14 protein-coding genes are annotated in these 22,078 nt (G+C 63.5%); 13 read left to right on the plus strand and 1 reads right to left on the minus strand.

Annotation, left to right across the window (positions count from 1 at the left end; genetic code table 11):
* Window positions 1–28: 28 nt before the first annotated feature.
* On the plus strand, window positions 29–412 hold the full coding sequence (gene rplL, locus DVU_RS13745) for a 50S ribosomal protein L7/L12 (RefSeq protein WP_010940187.1): 384 nt from the start codon (window positions 29–31) through the stop codon (window positions 410–412).
* Between the two features lie 60 nt (window positions 413–472).
* Here rplL and DVU_RS13750 read toward each other — a convergent pair whose 3' ends face one another.
* Window positions 473–673: a hypothetical protein gene (locus DVU_RS13750; protein ID WP_150100223.1), complete on the minus strand. Its 201-nt coding sequence runs from the start codon at window positions 671–673 to the stop codon at window positions 473–475.
* Window positions 674–877: 204 nt separating this feature from the next.
* On the opposite strand from DVU_RS13750, the gene rpoB reads away from it, so the two are divergent.
* The 12 genes from rpoB (at window position 878) to DVU_RS13810 (ending at window position 22,020) form a co-directional block, all read left to right on the plus strand.
* On the plus strand, window positions 878–4,996 hold the full coding sequence (gene rpoB / locus DVU_RS13755) for a DNA-directed RNA polymerase subunit beta (RefSeq protein ID WP_010940188.1): 4,119 nt from the start codon (window positions 878–880) through the stop codon (window positions 4,994–4,996).
* Window positions 4,997–5,103: 107 nt separating this feature from the next.
* Window positions 5,104–9,261, plus strand: coding sequence for a DNA-directed RNA polymerase subunit beta' (gene rpoC / locus DVU_RS13760; protein WP_010940189.1), 4,158 nt, complete (start codon window positions 5,104–5,106; stop codon window positions 9,259–9,261).
* A gap of 543 nt (window positions 9,262–9,804) precedes the next feature.
* Complete coding sequence (locus DVU_RS13765; RefSeq protein ID WP_011791612.1) at window positions 9,805–10,410, plus strand: DUF4390 domain-containing protein; 606 nt, start codon at window positions 9,805–9,807, stop codon at window positions 10,408–10,410.
* A 13-nt stretch (window positions 10,411–10,423) separates the two neighbouring features.
* Window positions 10,424–12,625 carry a sensor histidine kinase gene (locus tag DVU_RS13770; protein WP_010940191.1) on the plus strand — a complete coding sequence of 734 codons (2,202 nt, stop codon included), beginning with the start codon at window positions 10,424–10,426 and terminating at the stop codon, window positions 12,623–12,625.
* A 33-nt stretch (window positions 12,626–12,658) separates the two neighbouring features.
* Window positions 12,659–13,585, plus strand: a complete 927-nt coding sequence (locus tag DVU_RS13775; RefSeq protein ID WP_010940192.1) for a TIGR01777 family oxidoreductase — start codon at window positions 12,659–12,661, stop codon at window positions 13,583–13,585.
* An 11-nt stretch (window positions 13,586–13,596) separates the two neighbouring features.
* A complete protein-coding gene (locus DVU_RS13780; RefSeq protein WP_010940193.1) occupies window positions 13,597–14,973 on the plus strand; it encodes an HD domain-containing phosphohydrolase in 1,377 nt (458 codons plus the stop codon).
* Window positions 14,974–14,976: 3 nt separating this feature from the next.
* Window positions 14,977–16,395, plus strand: coding sequence for a sigma-54-dependent transcriptional regulator (locus DVU_RS13785; RefSeq protein WP_010940194.1), 1,419 nt, complete (start codon window positions 14,977–14,979; stop codon window positions 16,393–16,395).
* Between the two features lie 157 nt (window positions 16,396–16,552).
* The gene (gene gpmA / locus DVU_RS13790; protein ID WP_010940195.1) at window positions 16,553–17,305 is read left to right on the plus strand and encodes a 2,3-diphosphoglycerate-dependent phosphoglycerate mutase; all 753 of its coding nucleotides are present in this window, start codon (window positions 16,553–16,555) and stop codon (window positions 17,303–17,305) included.
* Between the two features lie 200 nt (window positions 17,306–17,505).
* Window positions 17,506–18,861: a response regulator gene (locus DVU_RS13795; protein ID WP_010940197.1), complete on the plus strand. Its 1,356-nt coding sequence runs from the start codon at window positions 17,506–17,508 to the stop codon at window positions 18,859–18,861.
* Between the two features lie 245 nt (window positions 18,862–19,106).
* On the plus strand, window positions 19,107–20,279 hold the full coding sequence (locus DVU_RS13800; protein WP_010940198.1) for a homocysteine biosynthesis protein: 1,173 nt from the start codon (window positions 19,107–19,109) through the stop codon (window positions 20,277–20,279).
* Between the two features lie 25 nt (window positions 20,280–20,304).
* Window positions 20,305–21,192, plus strand: coding sequence for an adenine nucleotide alpha-hydrolase family protein (locus tag DVU_RS13805; protein ID WP_010940199.1), 888 nt, complete (start codon window positions 20,305–20,307; stop codon window positions 21,190–21,192).
* A gap of 528 nt (window positions 21,193–21,720) precedes the next feature.
* The gene (locus DVU_RS13810) at window positions 21,721–22,020 is read left to right on the plus strand and encodes an FmdB family zinc ribbon protein (RefSeq protein ID WP_010940201.1); all 300 of its coding nucleotides are present in this window, start codon (window positions 21,721–21,723) and stop codon (window positions 22,018–22,020) included.
* The last annotated feature ends 58 nt before the right edge of the window (window positions 22,021–22,078 follow it).

Here is a 22,078-nt window from a genome sequence, read left to right on the forward strand (position 1 = left end):
AAGCCAAAGATCCTAAAGGAGCCAAACAATGTCCATCACCAAAGAACAGGTCGTTGAATTCATCGGCAACATGACTGTCCTCGAACTCTCCGAATTCATCAAGGAACTCGAAGAGAAGTTCGGCGTTTCCGCTGCCGCTCCCATGGCTGCCATGGCCGTTGCCGCTCCTGCTGGCGATGCCGCCCCTGCCGAAGAAGAAAAGACCGAATTCGACATCATCCTGAAGAGCGCCGGTGCCAACAAGATCGGCGTCATCAAGGTTGTCCGCGCCCTTACCGGCCTCGGCCTGAAGGAAGCCAAGGACAAGGTCGACGGCGCTCCCTCGACCCTGAAGGAAGCCGCTTCCAAGGAAGAGGCCGAAGAAGCCAAGAAGCAGCTCGTCGAAGCTGGCGCCGAAGTCGAAATCAAGTAGTTTCGGTTTCAGCCGCCGCATGGCGCATCCACAGCGCGGGCGGGTCACCGCCCGCGCTTCTTATACTTTTTCGGGCTTGACGGGAACGAAGGGTTGCACTTCAGGCACGAATAGACTAACTTTGAAGTTTAGTCGAAATATTTCACCAATCGCGCGAACCCTTTCGACACGGTCGGTACGTTGTACGCCGCACACATGCACACCATATTTCACGCCGGCACACCAAACCGGCGCATATCCTCTTGCGCGGATATGCGCCATGTCTGCGTTCTCCAACCATACCACAACGTTCTTTCCTGTCGCCGCACCAGCGGGCAAGCCATTCCGGAACGCACGTCCGGCCTTCGGGCCTCGGCGCGCACCACTCCCGGCGCGCTCGACGTCTCCGCACACCCCGGTCGTCGCGAGCAGGTAGCCTAGTTCCCGGGCACTGCTGCCGGAAAACCGTCTTTTTGAGGTGAAACGATGGGCCAGCTTACGAAGAAGTTCGGCAAGATCGATGTCTCGCTCCCCATTCCGCATCTGCTGAACCTGCAGGTGGATTCCTATGTGAAATTCCTGCAGGAAGGAGCGACCGAACGCAGACACGATGAAGGCCTCGAAGGGGTCTTCAGGTCGGTGTTCCCCATTGAGGATTTCAACCGAACCGCCAGTCTCGAGTTCGTCAGCTATGAAGTGGGCGAACCCAAGTACGACCAGCCCGAATGCATATCCAAGGGCCTCACCTACGAAGCGCCCATTCGCATAAAGGTTCGTCTCGTCGTCTATGACGTTGACGAAGACTCTGGCAACCGCACCATCCGTGACATCAAGGAACAGGAGATCTACTTCGGTACCCTGCCCCTGATGACCGAGAAGGGCACCTTCATCATCAACGGCACCGAACGCGTCATCGTCAACCAGTTGCAGCGTTCGCCCGGTATCATCTTCGAGCACGATTCGGGCAAGACCCATTCGAGCCGCAAGGTGCTCTACTCGTGCCGCATCATTCCCATGCGCGGCTCGTGGCTCGATTTCGACTTCGACCACAAGGACATCCTGTACGTCCGCATCGACCGCCGCCGCAAGATGCCCGCGACCATCCTCTTCAAGGCGATGGGGATGTCCAAGACCGACATCCTCGACTACTTCTACAAGAAGGAGTTCTACCGCCTCGACCCCATGGGCCGTCTCATGTGGGAAGTCCAGAAGGACATGTACCGCAAGGATTCTGCCTTCGTCGACATCGAGGACGGCAAGGGCGGTACCATCGTCAAGGCTGGCAAGCCCATCACCAAGCGTGCATGGCGCCTCATCTCCGAAGCCGGGCTCGAGACCATCGAGGTGGCTCCTGACACCATCGAGGGCATGTTCCTCGCCGAAGACATCGTGAACCCGGCCACTGGTGAAGTGCTTGCCGAGGCTGCCGACGAAATCACCGCTTCGCTGGTCGAGAACCTGCGCGAAGCCGGCATTTCGCGCCTGCCCGTGCTGCACACCAAGGGTCTTGAGACCTCGTCTTCGCTTCGCGACACCCTCGTGCTGGACAAGACCCCCGACATGGAGGCCGCACAGGTCGAGATATACCGTCGCCTGCGTCCGAGCTCGCCGCCCACGCCTGAGATCGCCGCGTCGTTCTTCGACAATCTCTTCCGCAGCGCCGACTACTACGACCTGTCGCCGGTGGGCCGCTACAAGCTCAACCAGCGTCTTGGCATCGACCAGTCCGTCGACCTGCGCACCCTCACCGATGACGACATCCTGCGCGCCATCCGCGTGCTCCTGCACCTGAAGGACTCGCACGGCCCTGCCGACGACATCGACCATCTGGGCAACCGCCGTGTGCGCCCCGTGGGCGAACTGGTCGAGAACCAGTACCGCATCGGTCTCGTCCGCATGGAACGCGCCATCAAGGAACGCATGAGCCTTCAGGAAGTCTCCACGCTCATGCCGCACGACCTCATCAACCCGAAGCCCGTGGCCGCGGTGCTGAAGGAGTTCTTCGGAACCTCGCAGCTTTCGCAGTTCATGGACCAGACCAACGCCCTTTCCGAAGTGACGCACAAGCGTCGTCTCTCGGCCCTCGGCCCCGGTGGTCTGACGCGCGAACGTGCGGGCTTCGAAGTACGAGACGTGCACACGTCGCACTACGGTCGTATCTGCCCCATCGAAACGCCTGAAGGCCCGAACATCGGCCTCATCGTTTCGTTGACCACCTACGCCAAGGTGAACGATTTCGGCTTCATCGAGACGCCCTATCGCATCATCCGCGAAGGTGCCCTCACGGACGAAATCAAGTTCCTCGACGCCTCGCGCGAACAGGGCGAAGTCGTGGCGCAGGCCAACGCAGCCGTCGATGCCGATGGCAAGCTGGCGGACGAATACGTCACCGCCCGCGTGCGCGGCGACGTGCTCATGTCGCACCGTGACGAAGTGACGCTGATGGACATCTCGCCCAGCCAGATGGTCTCCATCTCCGCCGCGCTCATCCCCTTCCTTGAGCACGACGACGCCAACCGCGCGCTCATGGGTTCGAACATGCAGCGTCAGGCCGTGCCGCTTCTCCGTTCCGAGAAGCCCATCGTCGGCACCGGCATGGAAGGCGACGTGGCCCGCGACTCGGGCGCGTGCATCCTCGCCGAAGGCCCCGGCATCGTGCGCTACGCCGACGCCACGCGCATCATCGTCAGCTACGAGAACGGGCTCTACCCCGATCGTGGCGGCGTGCGCGCGTACGACCTTCAGAAGTACCACAAGTCCAACCAGAACTCGTGCTTCGGCCAGCGTCCCACCTGTCATCCCGGGCAGATCGTCAAGAAGGGCGACGTGCTCGCCGACGGCCCCGGCATCGAGGATGGCGAACTGGCTCTGGGCAAGAACCTCGTCGTGGCCTTCATGCCCTGGTGCGGTTACAACTTCGAAGACTCCATCCTCATCTCCGAACGGGTGGTGAAGGAGGACGTCTTCACTTCGATCCACATCGAAGAGTTCGAAGTCGTCGCCCGTGACACCAAGCTCGGCCCCGAAGAGATCACCCGCGACATCCCGAACGTCGGCGAGGACATGCTCCGCAACCTCGACGGCAGCGGCATCATCCGCATCGGTGCCAGCGTGAAGCCCGACGACATCCTCGTCGGCAAGATCACGCCCAAGGGCGAGACCCAGCTCACCCCCGAAGAGAAGCTCCTCCGGGCCATCTTCGGCGACAAGGCACGCGACGTGAAGAACACCTCCCTCAAGGTACCCCCGGGCATCGAGGGAACCATCATCGATGTGAAGGTGTTCAACCGTCGTTCCGGCGAGAAGGACGAGCGCACCCGCAATATCGAAGACTACGAGACCGCGCGCATCGACAAGAAGGAACAGGACCACGTCCGTGCCCTTGGCGATGCCCTGCGCGACCGTCTCGCCGATACCCTGGTGGGCAAGCAGATTGCCGTCACCCTGCCCGGCAAGCGCAAGGGCGAGGTGCTGGCTGAAGCTGGTGCCCCCATGACCCGCGAACTTCTCGACGCCCTGCCCGTCAAGCGGCTGGCAGGTCTGTTCAAGAGCCGTGAGGTCGACGAGATGGTCGACACGGCCCTCGAGGATTACGACCGTCAGGTGGCCTTCCTCAAGGGCATCTACGACTCGAAGCGCGAGAAGGTCACCGAAGGCGACGACCTGCCCCCCGGCGTCATCAAGATGGTCAAGGTGCACATCGCCGTGAAGCGTAAGCTGAACGTGGGCGACAAGATGGCCGGCCGTCACGGTAACAAGGGTGTCGTTTCGTGCATTCTGCCCGAAGAGGACATGCCCTTCTTTGCCGACGGACGCCCGGTCGACATCGTGCTGAACCCCCTCGGCGTGCCTTCGCGAATGAACATCGGCCAGATCATGGAGACCCACCTCGGGTGGGGTGCCAAGGAACTGGGCCGTCAGCTCGCCGAAATGCTCGACAGCGGTGCCGCCATGGCAACGCTGCGCCACGAGGTCAAGGACGTGTTCCGTTCCGCCACCATCGCCAAGTTGGTCGACGAGATGGACGACGAGACCTTCCGCAAGGCCGTGTCGAAACTGCGCACCGGCATCGTGACCAAGACCCCCGTCTTCGACGGCGCGTCCGAAGAGGACATCTGGTCGTGGATCGAGCGCGCGGGCATGGACGGGGACGGCAAGACGGTACTGTACGACGGCCGCACCGGTGACAAGTTCTACAACCGCGTCACCACCGGGGTCATGTACATCCTCAAGCTGCACCACCTGGTCGACGAGAAGATACACGCCCGCTCCACGGGCCCGTACTCCCTCGTCACCCAGCAGCCCCTTGGCGGCAAGGCCCAGTTCGGTGGCCAGCGTCTGGGTGAAATGGAAGTGTGGGCACTCGAGGCATACGGCGCATCGTACCTCCTGCAGGAGTTCCTCACCGTCAAGTCCGACGACGTGACGGGCCGCGTGAAGATGTACGAGAAGATCGTGAAGGGCGACAACTTCCTCGAAGCCGGTCTGCCCGAATCGTTCAACGTTCTCGTCAAGGAACTCATGTCGCTGGGTCTGAACGTGACGCTGCATCAGGAAGAAGGCAAGAAGCGCCCGAAGCGTGTCGGCTTCATGAGCGCGCTCTAGGCATAGATATCCGTCCCGGCGGGCATATGCCCGCCGGGATTGCGGCGCACCCCGCCGCACGCGGATGAAATCCGCGACAATACAACCTTTCCGGGTAGGGGTACCACATGACCTTAGACGATCTGTTCACCGTCCGGGGCTCGGCGGCCAACATCGCGAACATACGCAACCTGAAGGCGATTCAGATAACCATCGCTTCGCCCGAGAACATCCGCGAGTGGTCGTACGGCGAGGTCAAGAAGCCCGAGACCATCAACTACCGTACGTTCAAGCCCGAGCGCGATGGCCTCTTCTGCGCCAAGATATTCGGCCCTGTGAAGGACTACGAGTGCAACTGCGGCAAGTACAAGCGCATGAAGCACCGTGGCATCGTCTGCGAGAAGTGCGGCGTCGAGGTCATCGCCTCGAAGGTGCGCCGTGAACGCATGGGCCACATCGAACTCGCCGCGCCTGTCGCGCACATCTGGTTCCTGAAGACCCTGCCGTCCAAGATCGGCACCCTTCTGGACATGACGATGGCCGACCTTGAAAAGGTGCTGTACTTCGACTCGTACATCGTGCTCGATCCGGGCAGCACCAACCTCACCAAGATGCAGGTCATCTCCGAAGACCAGTATCTGCAGGTCATCGACCACTACGGCGAGGACGCCCTCACCGTGGGTATGGGCGCCGAAGCCGTGCGCTCGCTGCTCGAGGAGCTCAACCTCGAAGAACTGCGCGTGCAGCTTCGCGAAGAATCGCAGGCCACCAAGTCGCAGACCAAGAAGAAGAAGCTCACCAAGCGCCTGAAGATCGTCGAGGCGTTCCTCGAATCGAACAACAAGCCCGAGTGGATGGTGATGGAAGTCATTCCCGTCATTCCGCCCGAGCTTCGTCCGCTCGTGCCCCTCGACGGCGGTCGCTTCGCCACGTCCGACCTCAACGACCTGTACCGCCGCGTCATCAACCGCAACAACCGCCTCAAGCGGCTGATGGAACTGGGCGCGCCCGACATCATCATCCGCAACGAAAAGCGCATGTTGCAGGAAGCCGTCGACGCCCTGTTCGACAACGGTCGCCGTGGTCGCGCCATCACCGGCACCAACGGCCGTCCGCTCAAGTCGCTCTCCGACATGATCAAGGGCAAGCAGGGCCGCTTCCGTCAGAACCTGCTCGGCAAGCGCGTCGACTACTCGGGCCGTTCGGTCATCGTCGTGGGCCCCAAGCTCAAGCTGCACCAGTGCGGCCTGCCCAAGAAGATGGCCCTCGAACTGTTCAAGCCCTTCATCTACTCCGAGCTCGAGAAGAGGGGCCTCGCCTCCACCATCAAGAGCGCCAAGAAGATGGTGGAGCGTGAAGAACTGGTCGTGTGGGACATCCTCGAAGAGGTCGTGCGCGAATATCCCATCATGCTCAACCGTGCGCCCACGCTGCACCGTCTGGGCATCCAGTCGTTCGAACCGCTGCTGGTCGAAGGCAAGGCCATCCAGCTGCACCCGCTCGTGTGTTCCGCCTACAACGCGGACTTCGACGGTGACCAGATGGCCGTGCACGTGCCCCTCTCCGTAGAGGCACAGATAGAATGCCGCGTGCTCATGATGAGCACCAACAACATCCTGTCGCCCGCCAACGGTTCGCCCGTCATCGTGCCTTCGCAGGACATCGTCCTCGGTCTGTACTACATGACCGTCGACCGTTCCTTCGAAAAGGGCGAGAACATGTCGTTCTGCGCCCCGTGGGAAGTGGTCGCCGCCTACGACGCCGGCGTGGTCGCCCTGCATGCCCGTATCAACGTGCGCATGGAGGACGGCAAGGTCGTCCGCACCACCGTGGGCCGCATCCTCGTGTGGGAGCTTCTGCCCCACTGCGTGCCCTTCAGCATGGTCAACACCACGCTGACCAAGAAGAACATCGCCCGCCTCGTGAGCACCGCCTACCGTGACGCCGGCACCAAGGCCACCGTCATCCTGTGCGACCGCCTCAAGGACGTGGGTTACGAATACGCCACCCGCGCCGGTGTCACCATCGCCGTGAAGGACCTCACCATCCCCTCCACCAAGAAGGGGCTGATCGAGACCGCACAGAACGAGGTGGACGACATCGAACGCCAGTACCGCGACGGTATCATCACCCGTACGGAAAAGTACAACAAGGTCGTCGACGTGTGGACGAAGGCCACGCAGGACGTCTCCAACGAGATGATCCGCGAGATCTCCTCCGACATCGTCGAAGACCCGCGCACCGGAGCGAAGGAAGCCAACAGCAGCTTCAACTCCATCTACATGATGTCCACCTCCGGCGCGCGAGGCAACCAGGACCAGATGCGCCAGCTTGCAGGCATGCGCGGTCTGATGGCCAAGCCCTCGGGCGAGATCATCGAGACCCCGATCACCTCGAGCTTCCGCGAAGGTCTCTCGGTGCTCCAGTACTTCACCTCGACACACGGTGCACGTAAGGGTCTCGCCGACACCGCACTCAAGACGGCGAACTCCGGTTACCTCACCCGTCGACTCGTCGACGTCGTGCAGGACGTGATCGTCAGCGAACACGACTGCGGCACCGTCGACGGCATCGAACTGACGCACATCAAGGAAGGCGGCGAGATCAAGATCCCGCTGGCCGACCGTGCCCTTGGTCGCGTGCTGCTGTACCCCGTGTACGACCCCGAGACCCGCGACCTGCTCTTCCCCGAGAACACCCTCGTCGACGAGAACGTCGCCAAGGTGCTCGTGGAACGTGAAGTCAGCTCGGTGATGATCCGCTCGGCCCTCACCTGCCAGAGCGACCGCGGCATCTGCACCCTGTGCTACGGCCGCGACCTCGCCCGCGGACACATCGTCAACATCGGCGAAACGGTCGGCATCATCGCCGCCCAGTCCATCGGCGAACCCGGCACGCAGCTCACCATGCGTACGTTCCACATCGGTGGTACGGCGTCCCGCGAGATCGAACGTTCGAGCTTCGAGGCGCAGCACCCCGGTCGCGTCATCCTGTCCCGCGTGAAGGCTGTCCGCAACCGTGACGGGCAGTACATGGTCATGGGCAAGAGCGGCCAGCTCGCCATCGTCGACGATCAGGGCCGTGAGCGTGAGAAGTACACGCTGCCCAACGGCTCGCGCCTGCTCGTGACGGAGGGTGAAGAGATTCGCAAGGGCCAGATTCTGGCCGAATGGGACCCCTTCAACGAACCCTTCGTCTCGGAAGTGGACGGTGTGATCAGGTTCTCGGACATCGTGGAAGGCAAGACCTTCCAGGAGAAGATGGACGAAGCCACACGCATGACCACGCAGACCATCATCGAGTACCGTACCACCAACTTCCGGCCCTCGATATCCATCTGCGACGAACACGGCGAAGTGAAGATGCGCGGCAACAACATCCCCGCCACGTACTCTCTGCCTGTCGGCGCCATCATCATGGTCAAGAACGGGCAGGACTTGCAGGCCGGTGACATCATCGCCCGTAAGCCCCGCGAGACCTCGAAGACCAAGGACATCGTCGGCGGTCTGCCGCGCGTCGCCGAACTCTTCGAAGTCCGCAAGCCCAAGGACATGGCCGTGGTCTCCGAAATCGCAGGTATCGTCACCTACGCCGGAGAGACCAAGGGCAAGCGCAAGCTCGTGGTCACCCCCGAAATCGGTGAGGCCAAGGAATACCTCGTGCCCAAGGGCAAGCACATCACCGTCACCGACGGCGACTTCGTGGAAGCGGGCGACCTGCTGACCGAAGGGCATCCCGAACTGCACGACATCCTGCGCACCCGCGGCGAGAAGTACCTCGCCCGCTACCTGACCGATGAAATCCAGGAAGTGTACCGCTTCCAGGGCGTTGCCATCGACGACAAGCACATCGAAGTCATCGTGCGCCAGATGCTGAAGAAGGTCACCGTCCTTGATCCGGGCGGAACGACCTTCCTCGTGGGCGAGCAGGTCGACAAGGGCGAATTCCGCGTCGAGAACACCCGCGCCATGGGCGAGGGACGCACCCCGGCTACGGCCGAACCGCTGGTTCTCGGTATCACGCAGGCATCGCTGACCACCTCGTCGTTCATCTCGGCAGCCTCCTTCCAGGAGACCACCAAGGTGCTCACCGAAGCCTCGCTGCGTGGCAAGATGGACTACCTGCGCGGTCTCAAGGAGAACGTCATCGTGGGTCGCCTCATCCCCGCCGGTACGGGTTACCGCGAGTATGTCAACACCGACATCCTCGTGCCCGAACAGCGTGAACGCCCCGACAAGTTCCTCGAAGACCTCGAAGAGAACCCCCTGCTGGTGGACATCTACTAGCAGCCTCATGGAGAACAGAACCCCCGCCGCAAGGCGGGGGTTCTTGCTGGCGACACCGTCGGCAGCACCGGCCTCGCGAGCAGGCAGGGTTCACGCCTGCCGACCAGCGAGCACAGGCCGCATCTTCCGCCCCGCGCCCGCGTACCCGCTTCATGCTACCGCAACACGCGGCGGCATCCTGTGGGCATCCCGCCGCAAGGCGGGGGGTCTTGCTGGCGACACCGTCGGCAGCACCGGCCTCGCGAGCAGGCAGGGTTCACCCCTGCCGACCAGCGAGCACAGGCCGTATCTTCAACCCCGCGCCCGCGTACCCGCTTCATGCTACCGCAACACGGGGCGGCGTCCTGTGGGCACCCCGCCGCAAGGCGGGGGTTCTTGCTGGCGACACCGTCGGCAGCACCGGCCTCGCGAACACGGGGGGTCACCCCGGCCGACCAGCGAGAAGCCCTTCCATACGGAAGACGCCCCACAGGGCTTCGCCTTGCTTTGCGAGACGCTCTATGCGAGAACCAGCTACGCACGAAATCGTAACAGGATGCACGCATGTCCCCTTCATGGTTCACCATACGTCAAAGGGCCTCTCTCTGCACGGCCCTGCCGCTGTTTCTTCTGGCCTTCATGTGCCTTATCGCGCCACTGCATGCCATCGCGGCCCAGCCTGAACGCCTGATACTGCGCGCCTTCTCTGTCGCCACCGAAGGGGAAACCATGGTTCTGCGGGTCGCGGTCGATATCGATGACCGTGAAGCGCTGCGAAACCTTCTGCGTGACGGGGCACAACTCAAGCTCACGCTCGCAGCGACCTTGAAACGCAGCCGCACACTGATGCCCGCCGAAGAAGTGGGGGTCGTCGTGGCGGAAATCCTGATGCGCCACGACCCGCTGACACGTGAATTCGAATTCTCCACATCACCCGACCTGCCCCACCGGCGCGACCGCAACTTCAATCGCCTGATGGATGCGACCCTCGAACGGTTGCGACTCCCCCTCGCCCCGGCTGCAAGCCTTGCACAGGGAGAAAGCTACACCGTCTCCCTCACGTGCGGCCTGCGTCACACGCAAGTTCCGCCATGGCTCGAGAAGACGCTCTTCTTCTGGTCATGGGATGTCGTCCCGGAATCCACCTACACGCAGTCGTTCACGTTCTGACAAGGCAATCTGCATGCCCACCGGCACCGAAGACGCCCAGCGAAGGCATGAGGAACTGACGCGCGAGCGCCGTCGCCGTCAGCGAGAACTCATCGCGGCGGGTGTCCTCGTCCTTGTGGTGCTGGTCGCCACATGGGTGGAACTGACCTTCTTCGGGGTCGACTCGTGGATGTTCCTCGCCCTGTTCAACGTGAACCTTCTGCTTTCGCTGGTGGTTCTCTTTCTCGTCGTCCGCAACAGCATCAAGCTGCTGGTCGAACGCAGGCGCAACGTGCCGGGGGCCAAGCTCCGTACACGGCTTGTGCTCATGTTCATGCTGCTCTCGCTGGCACCCACCGTCATCATGTTCCTCGCCTCGAACAGGGTCGTCGCCACGTCTGTCGACTACTGGTTCAAGAATCAGGCCGAGAACGCCATGGATGCGGCCCTTGATGTGGGCCAGAGCTTCTATACCGCCTCGGCATCACGCCTTCGCGCAAGGGCGGAACTCATCAGCCGCGAAGTGGCCGAACGCCGCACCCCGTGGGGCAGCCCCGCCGCCGATGCGCTTCTCGACCGCAGGGCGAGAGAGTATGGTCTCATCGCCGTGGGTTTCGTCACCCCCGCGCACGCAGAGCGCAACTGGCATGCGCCTTCAGAGTTCGCGCCCGTGTGGGATGAGGCGCGCAAGCGCATCGCGTGGGACCATGTGGCGGCACAGCGTTTCGGCTCGCTCCTGTGGGCTGGCGACACGGCGGACTATGTCATCGGTGCCCTCGCCATCGATGCCGGACGCACAGGCTACCTCGTCGTGGCCGAGAGCATCGGCCAGGGGCTCATGCTCAAACTCGACCGCATCTCCAAGGGGTTCGAGGAGTACAAGTCGCTCAAGAACCTCAAGCGGCCGCTCAAGGTCTCGTTCACGCTCATCCTCGGCATCCTCAGCCTGCTGGTCGTACTGGGCGCACTCTGGCTCGGATTGCGCCTGTCCCGCGAGTTGACGGCTCCCATTCTCGCTCTTGCGGACGGGGCCGACCGCATCGCGAAGGGCGACCTCGACGTGCGGCTTGAAGACTCGGCACAGGATGAAATCGGGCAACTGGTGCGCGCCTTCAACAAGATGGCGGGCGACCTTGCACACAACCGCCAGAGTCTGACCGAAGCCAACCGCCTGCTGGCCCAGAGCAACGCCGAGATAGCAGGGCGCAACGCCTACATCGAAGCCGTTCTCGACAACATCGCCGCGGGCGTCATCTCCCTTGATGCGTCGGGCCGCATACAGACCGTGAACAAGGCTGCGGCGTCCATTCTCGGCACGCCCTCGGAAAGGCTGAAAGGGAGGCGCCCTGCCGCGTTCCTCGACGGCCCCTACCTCGACATCATCGACGACATGCTCACCCAGTTGCACAGACGTCCCGAAATGCACTGGGAACGCCAGATGGACCTGTCGGGCAGCGACAGGGCACTGAAGCTGCTGGTCCATGCCGTGGCCCTGCGCGGGGTGGACGGCAGTGTGGATGGCATCGTCGCCGTGTTCGAGGACATCTCGGAACTGGAGCGGATGCAGCGCATGGCGGCATGGCGCGAGGTGGCACGGCGCATCGCCCACGAGATCAAGAATCCGCTGACCCCCATCAAGCTTTCGGCACAACGCCTCGAACGCAAGTTCGGCCCGCGCGTGGACGACCCCGTGTTCGGCCAGTGCACTGCGCTCATCGTCAAGCAGGTGGAGCACCTCCAGCAAATGGTGCAAGAGTTCTCGACATTCGCGAAGCTTCCGGAGGTAACGCCCCGTGCGGGTGACATCACTCCCCTGCTGGAGGAGGTAACCGGTCTTTTCAGGCATGGACATTCACGCATCGCGTGGCAAGTGGATATCGCCCCCGCGCTGCCCCCCGTGCGGATGGATGGTGAAGCCCTGCACCGGGCCTTCATCAACATCCTCACCAACGCCATCGAAGCCCTCGAGGGAACGGCGACACCGTCCATCAACGTACAGGCCTCGCATGACGCGGAAAGGGCGCGCGTACGCGTCGAGATTGCCGACAACGGGCCGGGGCTCACACCTGAAGAACGCTCGCGCATGTTCGAACCCTACTTCACCAGCAAGAAGGGGGGCACAGGTCTCGGCCTCTCCATCGTGCGCTCCATCGTCAACGACCATGGGGGGCATGTCAGGGCTGCCGGTGCCCCCGGCGGCGGTACCGTTGTCACAGTGGAACTGCCTGTGGCATAATGGTGGTTGGCCCAACACGTACGGAGACAGACCATGCGCATCGTCATAGCAGGCGGTTCAGGTTTTATCGGGAGAGCACTTGCCGACGCTCTCGTGGCACGCGGAGACGAAGTGACCGTGCCGACACGCAGCCCCGACCGGGCAGGGCGTGTCCTGCCGCCTGCCGTGACGGCAGCGGCATGGGACGGCCTCGACCCTGATGCGCTGGCCACCATCATCGACGGGGCCGACGCTGTCGTGAACCTCGTCGGTGCCAACATCGCCGAGGGACGCTGGACCCCCGCCGTCAAGAGGAGCATCGTCGAAAGCCGCGTTCAGGCAGGCAGGGCACTGGCCGAGGCGACACACCGCGCGACCACTGCGCCACATGTCGTCGTCCAGGGGTCTGCCGTCGGCTACTATGGCGGCTGGTCCGACATGCTGACTGCCCCCGTCAGCGCCGAAGACGCCCCGTGCGGTGCCGGATTCCTTGCCGAGACATGCCAGCAATGGGAGGCATCTTCGTCCGACGTGGCCGAAGGCGTCCGGCATTGCGTCTTCCGGACGGGTGTCGTCCTTGGCAAGGGAGGTGCGCTTGCCAAGATGCTGCCCCCCTTCCGCCTCTTTGCAGGGGGGCCACCCGGCACAGGACGCCAGCCCTTTGCATGGATACATCTTTCCGACGAGGTGCGTGCCATCGTGCACCTCATCGACCACGCCACCCTTTCAGGGCCCTTCAACCTCACTGCACCGGGGTGCATCTCCATGGCCGACTTCTGCCATGCGCTGGGCAAGGTGCTGCACAGGCCCTCTTTCACGCGCGTACCGGCCCCACTGCTACGACTGATGCTCGGTGAAATGGCCGAAGAGGTTCTCCTGCGCGGGCAGGTTGCCCCTCCCGAACGCCTGCTGGCCAGCGGCTTCTCCTTCACGCACACGGCCCCCATCCCGGCACTCGAAGACATCCTTCGCCGACGCTGACCGGAGTCTCCATGCGGTATGACATCCTGCTTGTGGAAGACGAGGCCGTCGTGGCCTGCGACGTGCGCCACAGGCTCGAACGGCTCGGCTACGCGCCCGCCCGGCTTGCCACCAACGGTGCAGAGGCCCTGCGCATGTTCAACGAGAGGACGCCCGATGTCGTTCTCATGGACATCGTTCTCGACGGCCCCATGGACGGCATCGAACTGGCCGGACACATCCGGGCCGAGGCCCACACCCCCATCATCTACCTGACCGGTCACGCCGCCCCGGACATCCTGCACCGGGCCAAGATCACAGAACCTTTCGGCTACATCCTCAAGCCGTTCGAAGACAGGGAACTGCACATCTGCATCGAGATGGCCATCTACAAGAGCAGGGTCGACAACGACCTGCGCGCCAAGGAACGCTGGTTCGCCAGCACCCTGCGCTCCATCCCGGACGCCGTGGTGACCGTCGACGGCGCAGGGCGCATCACCTACTGCAACGATTCGGCCGAACGGCTCACCCACCAGCCCCGCGCAGAACTCCTGGGCGCCAGATTCGGCCAGTCGATACCCCTTTGTGACGCCCTGCGCACGGACTATACCGACCCTGCAGCGCTGGTGGCGCCGGGTTACGGCCCGCTGCACTTCTCGGACGCGGCAACGCTCGGTACGCCTTCCGGAAGTGTTCCCGTTGAAATACGCATCTCCCCGCTGCATGACGCCAATGGAACCGATGCCGGGGCCGTGCTCGTCATGCGGGACGTGACGGAACGCCGACGAGCGGAAGAGACTCTGCACGCGACACTTGACGACCTGCAACGGGCCTTCCGCCAGACGGTATCCGCACTGGCTGCCACCTCGGAGAAGCGCGACCCCTATACCGCGGGGCATCAGGCACGAGTGGCGCAGCTGGCCTGTGCGCTGGCTTCACGGCTCGACCTCGGCGCACACGCCATCGAAGGCGTGCGTGTGGCCGCCATGCTCCATGACATCGGCAAAATCCATATCCCGTCAGAGATTCTGGCCAAACCGACGCGCCTTTCAGACCTCGAGATGAGCATCATGCGCATGCACAGCGAGGTGGGACACGACATCCTGCGCGAAATATCCTTTCCGTGGCCCGTGGCCGACATCGTGCTGCAACACCACGAACGGCTCGACGGTTCCGGCTACCCGCACGGGCTCGCAGGCGACGCCATCCTTCCGGCCGCCCGCATCATCGCCGTCGCGGACGTGGTCGAGGCCATGTCGTCGCACCGCCCCTACCGCCCCGCGCGCGGGTTGGGGCTCGCCTTCGACGAAATCATGTCCGGTCGCGGCGCGCGTTACGATGCCGCCGTGGTCGACGCCTGCCAGTCCCTCTTCGCCGAGGGCTTCACCTTCGACCAGCCCAACGGATAGACCATGCCCGCCCGCATCCTCATCATCGACGACGAAGACGACATCCGCTTCTCCCTGCGCGGCATCCTCGAAGACGAGGGGCACGAGGTGACGGAAGCCCCCGACGGAGAGGCCGGACTGCGCACCCTCGCCTCCGACACCCCCGACGTGGTCTTCCTCGACATCTGGATGCCCGGCATGGACGGCCTCACCGTGCTGGAGCACATACATGCCGCGGCCCCTTCGCTTCCGGTCATCATGATATCAGGGCACGGAACCATCGAAACCGCCGTCGCCGCCATCAAGAAGGGTGCGCACGACTTCATCGAGAAACCCCTCTCACTGGAGAAGGTGGTCATCGCCGCCGAACGCGCCCTCGAAATGCGCGAGTTGCGGCGCGAGAATCAGGCACTGCGCAGTTCACTGGGCGCAGGCAGCAAGGCGGACGAACTCATCGGCGAATCGGCCCCCATGCGACGCATCCGCGAACAGATTGCCCGCGTCGCCCCCACGGATGCGTGGGTGCTCATCACCGGTGAGAACGGCACAGGCAAGGAACTTGCCGCCCGCGCCGTACACGCCGGCAGTCAACGCGCCACGAGACCGCTGGTGGCGGTGAATTGCGCCGCCATTCCCGAAGAACTCATCGAGAGTGAACTGTTCGGCCATGAGAAAGGGGCCTTCACCGGTGCGGAAAGCGCCCGCACCGGCAAATTCGAGATGGCCCACAGGGGAACGCTGTTCCTCGACGAAATCGGCGACATGAGCCTCAAGACACAGGCCAAGATTCTGCGCATCCTGCAGGAACAGAGCTTCGAGAAGGTCGGGGGCACGCGCACCATCCGTGTCGATGTCCGGGTCGTGGCAGCCACCAACAAGAATCTCGAAGAGCAGATAGCGCAGGGTACGTTCCGCGAAGACCTCTACTACCGCCTGCGTGTCTTTCCACTTTCGCTGCCCGCCCTCCGCGAACGGGGCGACGACATCCTCCGGCTTCTGGACGCCTTCATGCTTCGCCTGTGCCGTGACCACGCCTTCGCCCCCCTGACCTTCACGGACGATGCGCAGGACGTGCTGCTACGATACCGCTGGCCCGGCAACGTGCGCGAACTGCGCAATTTCGTGGAGCGGATGCTCATCCTGCACGCCGGGGAATCGGTGGATGTGGAAGACCTGCCCCCCGAATGCCTGCGCGACCTGTCACCCTCGTCAGACAGCGCGACGGGCACGGCAGCGCAATCGGCTACCGCGACCTGCGGCACGGGTGTCGACGGCATCCTCGACTTCAAGGCCGCCCGCAACGCCTTCGAGACACGCTTCCTTGCCGAGCAGTTACAGGAGTGCGGCGGTAACGTGAGCCGCCTTGCCGAACGCATCGGCTTGGAACGCAGCCACCTCCACCGCAAGCTCAAGGGATACGGCATCATAGCCGGCGACCAGTAGCGTCTCCATGGCCCACCCGCCAGCTTCGGCGACACGGGCTAGCCGCCAACCTGCGTTTGGCGGTTCCACGTACCTACGAAATGCGCTATGCTTGCCGTAGCGCCGCAGACGGATGTCCCTTGCGGTGCCATCACACCATCGGCAGCACGGAGGCGGCATGGCGCGGCTCATCCTTCTCAGACACGGGCAGAGTGCATGGAACCTTGAAAACCGCTTCACCGGGTGGACGGACGTAGACCTCTCCCCGGCAGGCGAAGCCGAGGCACTGGCCGCGGCACGGCTCATCCGGGATGAAGGGCTCGACTTCTCCGTGTGCCACACCTCCATGCTGACCCGTGCCATACGCACGCTGCATCTTGTACAGCAAGAACTGGACAGGCTCTGGACGCCCGTACGCAAGCACTGGCGTCTCAATGAACGGCACTACGGGGCCCTGCAGGGGCTGGACAAACGCGAGACCGCGGCACGACACGGCGAAGACCAGGTCTTCGTCTGGCGGCGCAGCTACGATGTGCCGCCGCCCGTCATCGCCCCCGACGACCCGAAGCACCCCGTCCACGACCCCCGCTACGCCGATGTGCCCCCTGATGTCCTTCCCTGTGGCGAAAGCCTTGAAGCGACCGTGGCGCGGGTACTCCCCTACTGGTACGACGCCATCGCCCCCGACCTCATGGCGGGGCGCGATGTGCTGGTGGCGGCCCACGGCAACAGCCTGCGCGCCCTTGTCATGCATCTTGACGGGCTTGACCGCGAGGATGTTTCACGCCTCGACATCCCCACCGGGCTGCCCCGCCTGTACGAACTGGATGCCGCACTGCGCCCCGTGTCGTACCGCTATCTGGGAGACCCGGCAGAGGCTGAGGAACGGGCACGCGCCGTAGCCGCGCAGGGGCGGCTCGAAAAGAACTGACGGAACCGGGTTACGATCGCCCTCGGCCTTCACACAGGCCCGGCGTCTCCGAGCGACGCGCCCCGGAACGCCGCACCATTCAAGCCACGAATGGTGAGCATCCACTTCCATTGACTTGCGTCGGAAAGGCCTCATACTGATTGCGGCGCATCTGCAACGGCATGACGAAGCGCCGCCACAGACGACACACCGGGAGAACCATGGCATCGGATATCAACGCCAAGCTGCGGCAGAAGCAGTATGAGGCCGCCGTGCTCGAATTTGCGGGCGACAGGAAGGGCTATTTCGTAGTCGCCAGCGACGACCCGCAATTCGCCAGCCTGCTGCGTCAGACACTGACCAAGCATCTGGCCATCCCCGGTGACGCCATGAGCACCGTCGCCAACCCAGACCACATCCTGCGCGAACTCAAGAACGTGACCATGCGCCGCAAGACGGTGCTGCTGTTCCTCGAACGCATCCTCGAAGGGCGCGACACCAATCTTCTGGTACGACAGCTGAAGAGCGCCTACCCCGACCTCAAGATCATCGTCATCACCGGAGAGACCGAGAGAAACCGGCTTGTGCTGCTGCATGAGGTGGGGGCCGACAATTTCATCACCAAGCCGGTCTCGATGAACACCCTCATCGAGAAGATGGCCTTCACCATAAAGCCCCTCGGCAAACTGGGGCAGCTCATCGACCAGGCGCGCGAGTTCGTGCACCAGAACCTCCCCGAACAGGGCATCAAGCTGTGCCGTCAGATACTCGAACTCAAGCCGGGCAGTGCGGCGGGATATCTGGTCATGGGCGAGGCGTACCAGCACCTCGGCAAACTGGACAAGGCACGCGAATGCTACGAAGAGGCCAGCCGCAATGCCGAGTTGTATCTCGAACCGCTTCGCCGGCTGGCAGACATCCATGGCGAGATGGGCGAACCCACCGAACAGTTGCGCTACCTTGAACGACTCGACCAGCTTTCTCCGCTCAACGTGGAGCGCAAAGTAGACATGGGCGCCATCCACCTTGAACTGGGCAATCAGGAGAAGGCCGACGAACTGTTCGACACGGCCGTGCAGCAGGCCACCCGTGAGGCCCTGAGTTACATAGCGGACATATCCGGACGCATCGCAGGCATCTACAACGGGCGCGACCCGCAACGGGCCGAGCATTTCCTGCGCCGTGCCCTCGACGCCAAGGGCGACATGCTCGACGCCTCCGACCTCGACACCTTCAACCGTCTCGGCATCGCCCTGCGGCGGCAGGGGAAGTGGCAGGAGGCCCTCACCGAATACCACAAGGCCCTGCGCGTGGCACCGGAGGACGAGAACCTCTTCTACAACATGGGCATGGCCTGTGCCGAAGGACGCGACTTCCGCGAAGCACGCGCCAACATGCTGAAAGCACTCACCATCAATCCAGAGCTACCCCGCCGCGACCCGGTCATGGCCTACAACATCGGTCTCGTCTTCATGCGGGCAGGGGGGCGTGAGTATGCCGAACGCTGCCTGAACATCGCCCTTGAACTCGACCCGGGCTTCACCAAGGCCCGAGAGGCCCTCGAACGACTCGGGTAGGCTGAGGGCTGTCTCCATCCCGACGACGCTACGGGCATGGCCTTCGCGCTTCTCGCATCTTGCATCGGGAATACAGGATGTTGCAGGCTCGAGTGCTCATTTCCAGCCCCCCGGCACACCTCGAGTCCCCTCTCTACGACCTCACGCCGACGGCCGCGTCGCCCCGGTGTTGTGGGACGTTGCATCTTGTCCTATAGTCCCGGTTCATCCTGCGGCAACGCGCCGCGAAGACATACGGAGGCACCGTGGCACACTTCAAGGTCAACAAGACCATCGCCGAGATCAACGAGCGGATCAAACAAGGCAAGGCCGTCGTCCTCAACGCAGAGGAGATGACCGAGGCCGTCCGCCGCATGGGTAAGGAAAAGGCAGCCCGTGAGGTGGACGTCGTCACCACAGGGACCTTCTCCCCCATGTGCTCCTCGGGCCTTCTCTTCAACATCGGCCAGCAGGAACCGCCCACCATCAAGACGTCGAAGGTATGGCTCAACAATGTGCCGGCCTATGCGGGTCTGGCTGCCGTCGACGCTTACATCGGAGCCACTGAACCGACCGAGGACGACCCCCTGAACAAGGTCTACCCCGGACGCTTCAAGTACGGCGGCGGGCACGTCATCGAAGACCTCGTGCGCGGCAAGTCCGTGCACCTTCGCGCCGAGGCCTACGGCACGGACTGCTACCCCAGAAGGTCGCTCGACAAGCAGATAACGCTGGCGGAGATGCCCTTCGCCCAGTTGTGGAACCCCCGCAACTGCTACCAGAACTACAATGCGGCGGTGAACCTCACCAGTCGCATCATCTACACGTACATGGGCCCGCTCAAGCCCAACATGCGTAACATCAACTTCGCCACGGCGGGCAGGCTCTCCCCGCTGTTCAACGACCCCTATTTCCGCACCATCGGCCTGGGCACGCGCATCTTCCTCGGCGGCAGCACGGGCTATGTCACCGGGGCAGGTACACAGCACGTCGCCGCGCCCAAGCGCACCGACAGGGGGCTTCCCCTCACCGGGGCGGGCACGCTCATGGTGCAGGGCGACCTGAAGGGCATGGACGCCCGCTACCTGCGAGGCCTCTCCTTCCTCGGCTACGGCTGCACGCTGGCGGTGGGCATCGGCATCCCCATTCCGGTGCTCAACGAGGAAATCGCGTGGTTCACCGGTGTCGACGATTCCGACATCCTGATGCCGGTTCGCGACTACGGGCACGACTACCCCAACTGCCTGCCCCGCATCATCCAGCACGTCAGCTACGAAGACCTCAAGAGCGGCGAGGTGGAGGTGATGGGCAAGAAGGTTGAGAGCGTACCGCTCACCAGCTACTCCATCTCTCTGGAGATTGCCGACAAGCTCAAGTCGTGGATCGAGAAGGGCACGTTCACCCTCACCCAGCCCGTCGAGCTTCTGCCGTCCGCCTAGGGCGAAGCGAAGCCGCACGGCGACCATGACCGCAACGACGCACCACAAGGCCCTCGAGGACATCCTCGGGGGCCTTCCTGTTCTGGCTGTCGCCCTTTCCGGCGGCGTGGACAGTCGCTTCCTCGTCCATATGGCGCTCCGGGCGGGGTGCCGGGTCGTGGCGCTGCATGCCACCGGGCCGCATGTGGCCCCGAGAGAGACCCTGTGGGCCAGAGACTGGGCACAGCGGACGGAGGTTCGCCTCATGCTGGTCGAGTTCGACCCGCTGCCCATTCCCGCCGTGACATCGGGTTCACCCGACAGGTGCTACCACTGCAAACGCGCCCTCATGCAGGCCTTGCGCCGGGCGCTGCCGGAAGACGCAGCCTGTGCGCCCCTCTGCGACGGAACCAACGCCGACGACCTCGCCGCGCACCGTCCGGGACTGCGTGCGCTCCATGAATGCGGGGTGCGCTCGCCCCTCGCCGAAGCGGGAATCCACAAGGCCCACATCCGCACTCTAGGGGCCGCCACGGGGCTTGCTGCGCCGGAACAGGCGGCGCGCCCCTGCCTGCTGACGAGGCTGCCCTACGGCATGCGCCCCTCCGCCCCCCTGCTACGCCGCCTGTCCCGCGCCGAGGCTGCGCTCGAAGACATGGGACTGCGCGACTTCAGGCTGCGCGTCCGGCCCGGCGCTCCGGTACTGTTGCAGCTGGGGCCAAGCGAAGCGGTGGCCGAATCAGGCGGTACGTCCCCACATCCCGGCGATATGCTCCTGACGGGTACTGCAGGACACCTGCGCCGGGGTATCGATGCGGCAGTGCTGCGCGCTGCGCTCAACGACGCGGGATTCCCGGATGCGGACATCGCCAGCACGGATGGTGTCAGCGGCTATTTCGACAGGACCACAGGCGGGACTCCGGTGACAACGTGACCCGCTCGCATGAAAAGCGATGGCCGTAGACGGGCGAGAGTCATGCCCGAGGGACTTCCCGGCTACTCTGACGACAGGACGCATCCCCAGGATGCCCCCACGTGGTGACGAGGCGTGGTGACGAGGCGTGGCGCCCGATGCGATGGACAAGGTGAAGCCTCGCCATGACCAGATATCCGGCCTGATACGGACAGGCGGTCATGGCGCGGGCTGTGCGGCTGGACAAACGCCTTTTTTCGGTATACGCACTTTTTTTGCCCAGACGCAATTTCAGAGGAGATACCCCATGGCTCACAAGAAGATCGAACGCAAGAAGGAAATCGACCGTCGTCGTCAGCGCCGCGAACAGCGCCTCAAGCAGCGCATCCGCGAAGCCAAGGCTGCCGCCAAGGCATAGAACGGTTTTCCGGTCGTCCGTCCCTCGCGCCGGGGCGGAACGTCTGCATTTTTCCAAGCAGCGGTTTCGTGTTTGACAACGCGAAATCCGCTGTTTACTTTCGCGCATCATTCCGTTCCAAGGAGGATGGCATGCCCATCTACGAGTATCGTTGCAACGACTGTGAGCAGGTCTTCGAGGAGTGGCTCAGGACGTTCGACGAGACCGAGCACACCTGCCCGGTGTGCGGTGGCCACGCCGAACGCATCATGTCCAACACCACCTTCGTCCTGAAGGGCGGTGGCTGGTATGTGTCCGAATACGGAAAGCAGTCCGCCTCCACGGCGGGTGCATCCTCCGACGTCGGCAAGCCTGCCGCATCCACCACCGATGCGGGCACTGCCTCCGCGTCGGCGGGGTCTGGTACCGCGTCAGCTGGCGCTTCCTCGTAGCACTCCCCAAGGGCGGCCCTCGGCTGCCCTTTTTTTCGTTTCCGGCCACCACGGGCGC

The organism is Nitratidesulfovibrio vulgaris str. Hildenborough, from assembly GCF_000195755.1.
GTDB classification, from domain to species: domain Bacteria; phylum Desulfobacterota; class Desulfovibrionia; order Desulfovibrionales; family Desulfovibrionaceae; genus Nitratidesulfovibrio; species Nitratidesulfovibrio vulgaris.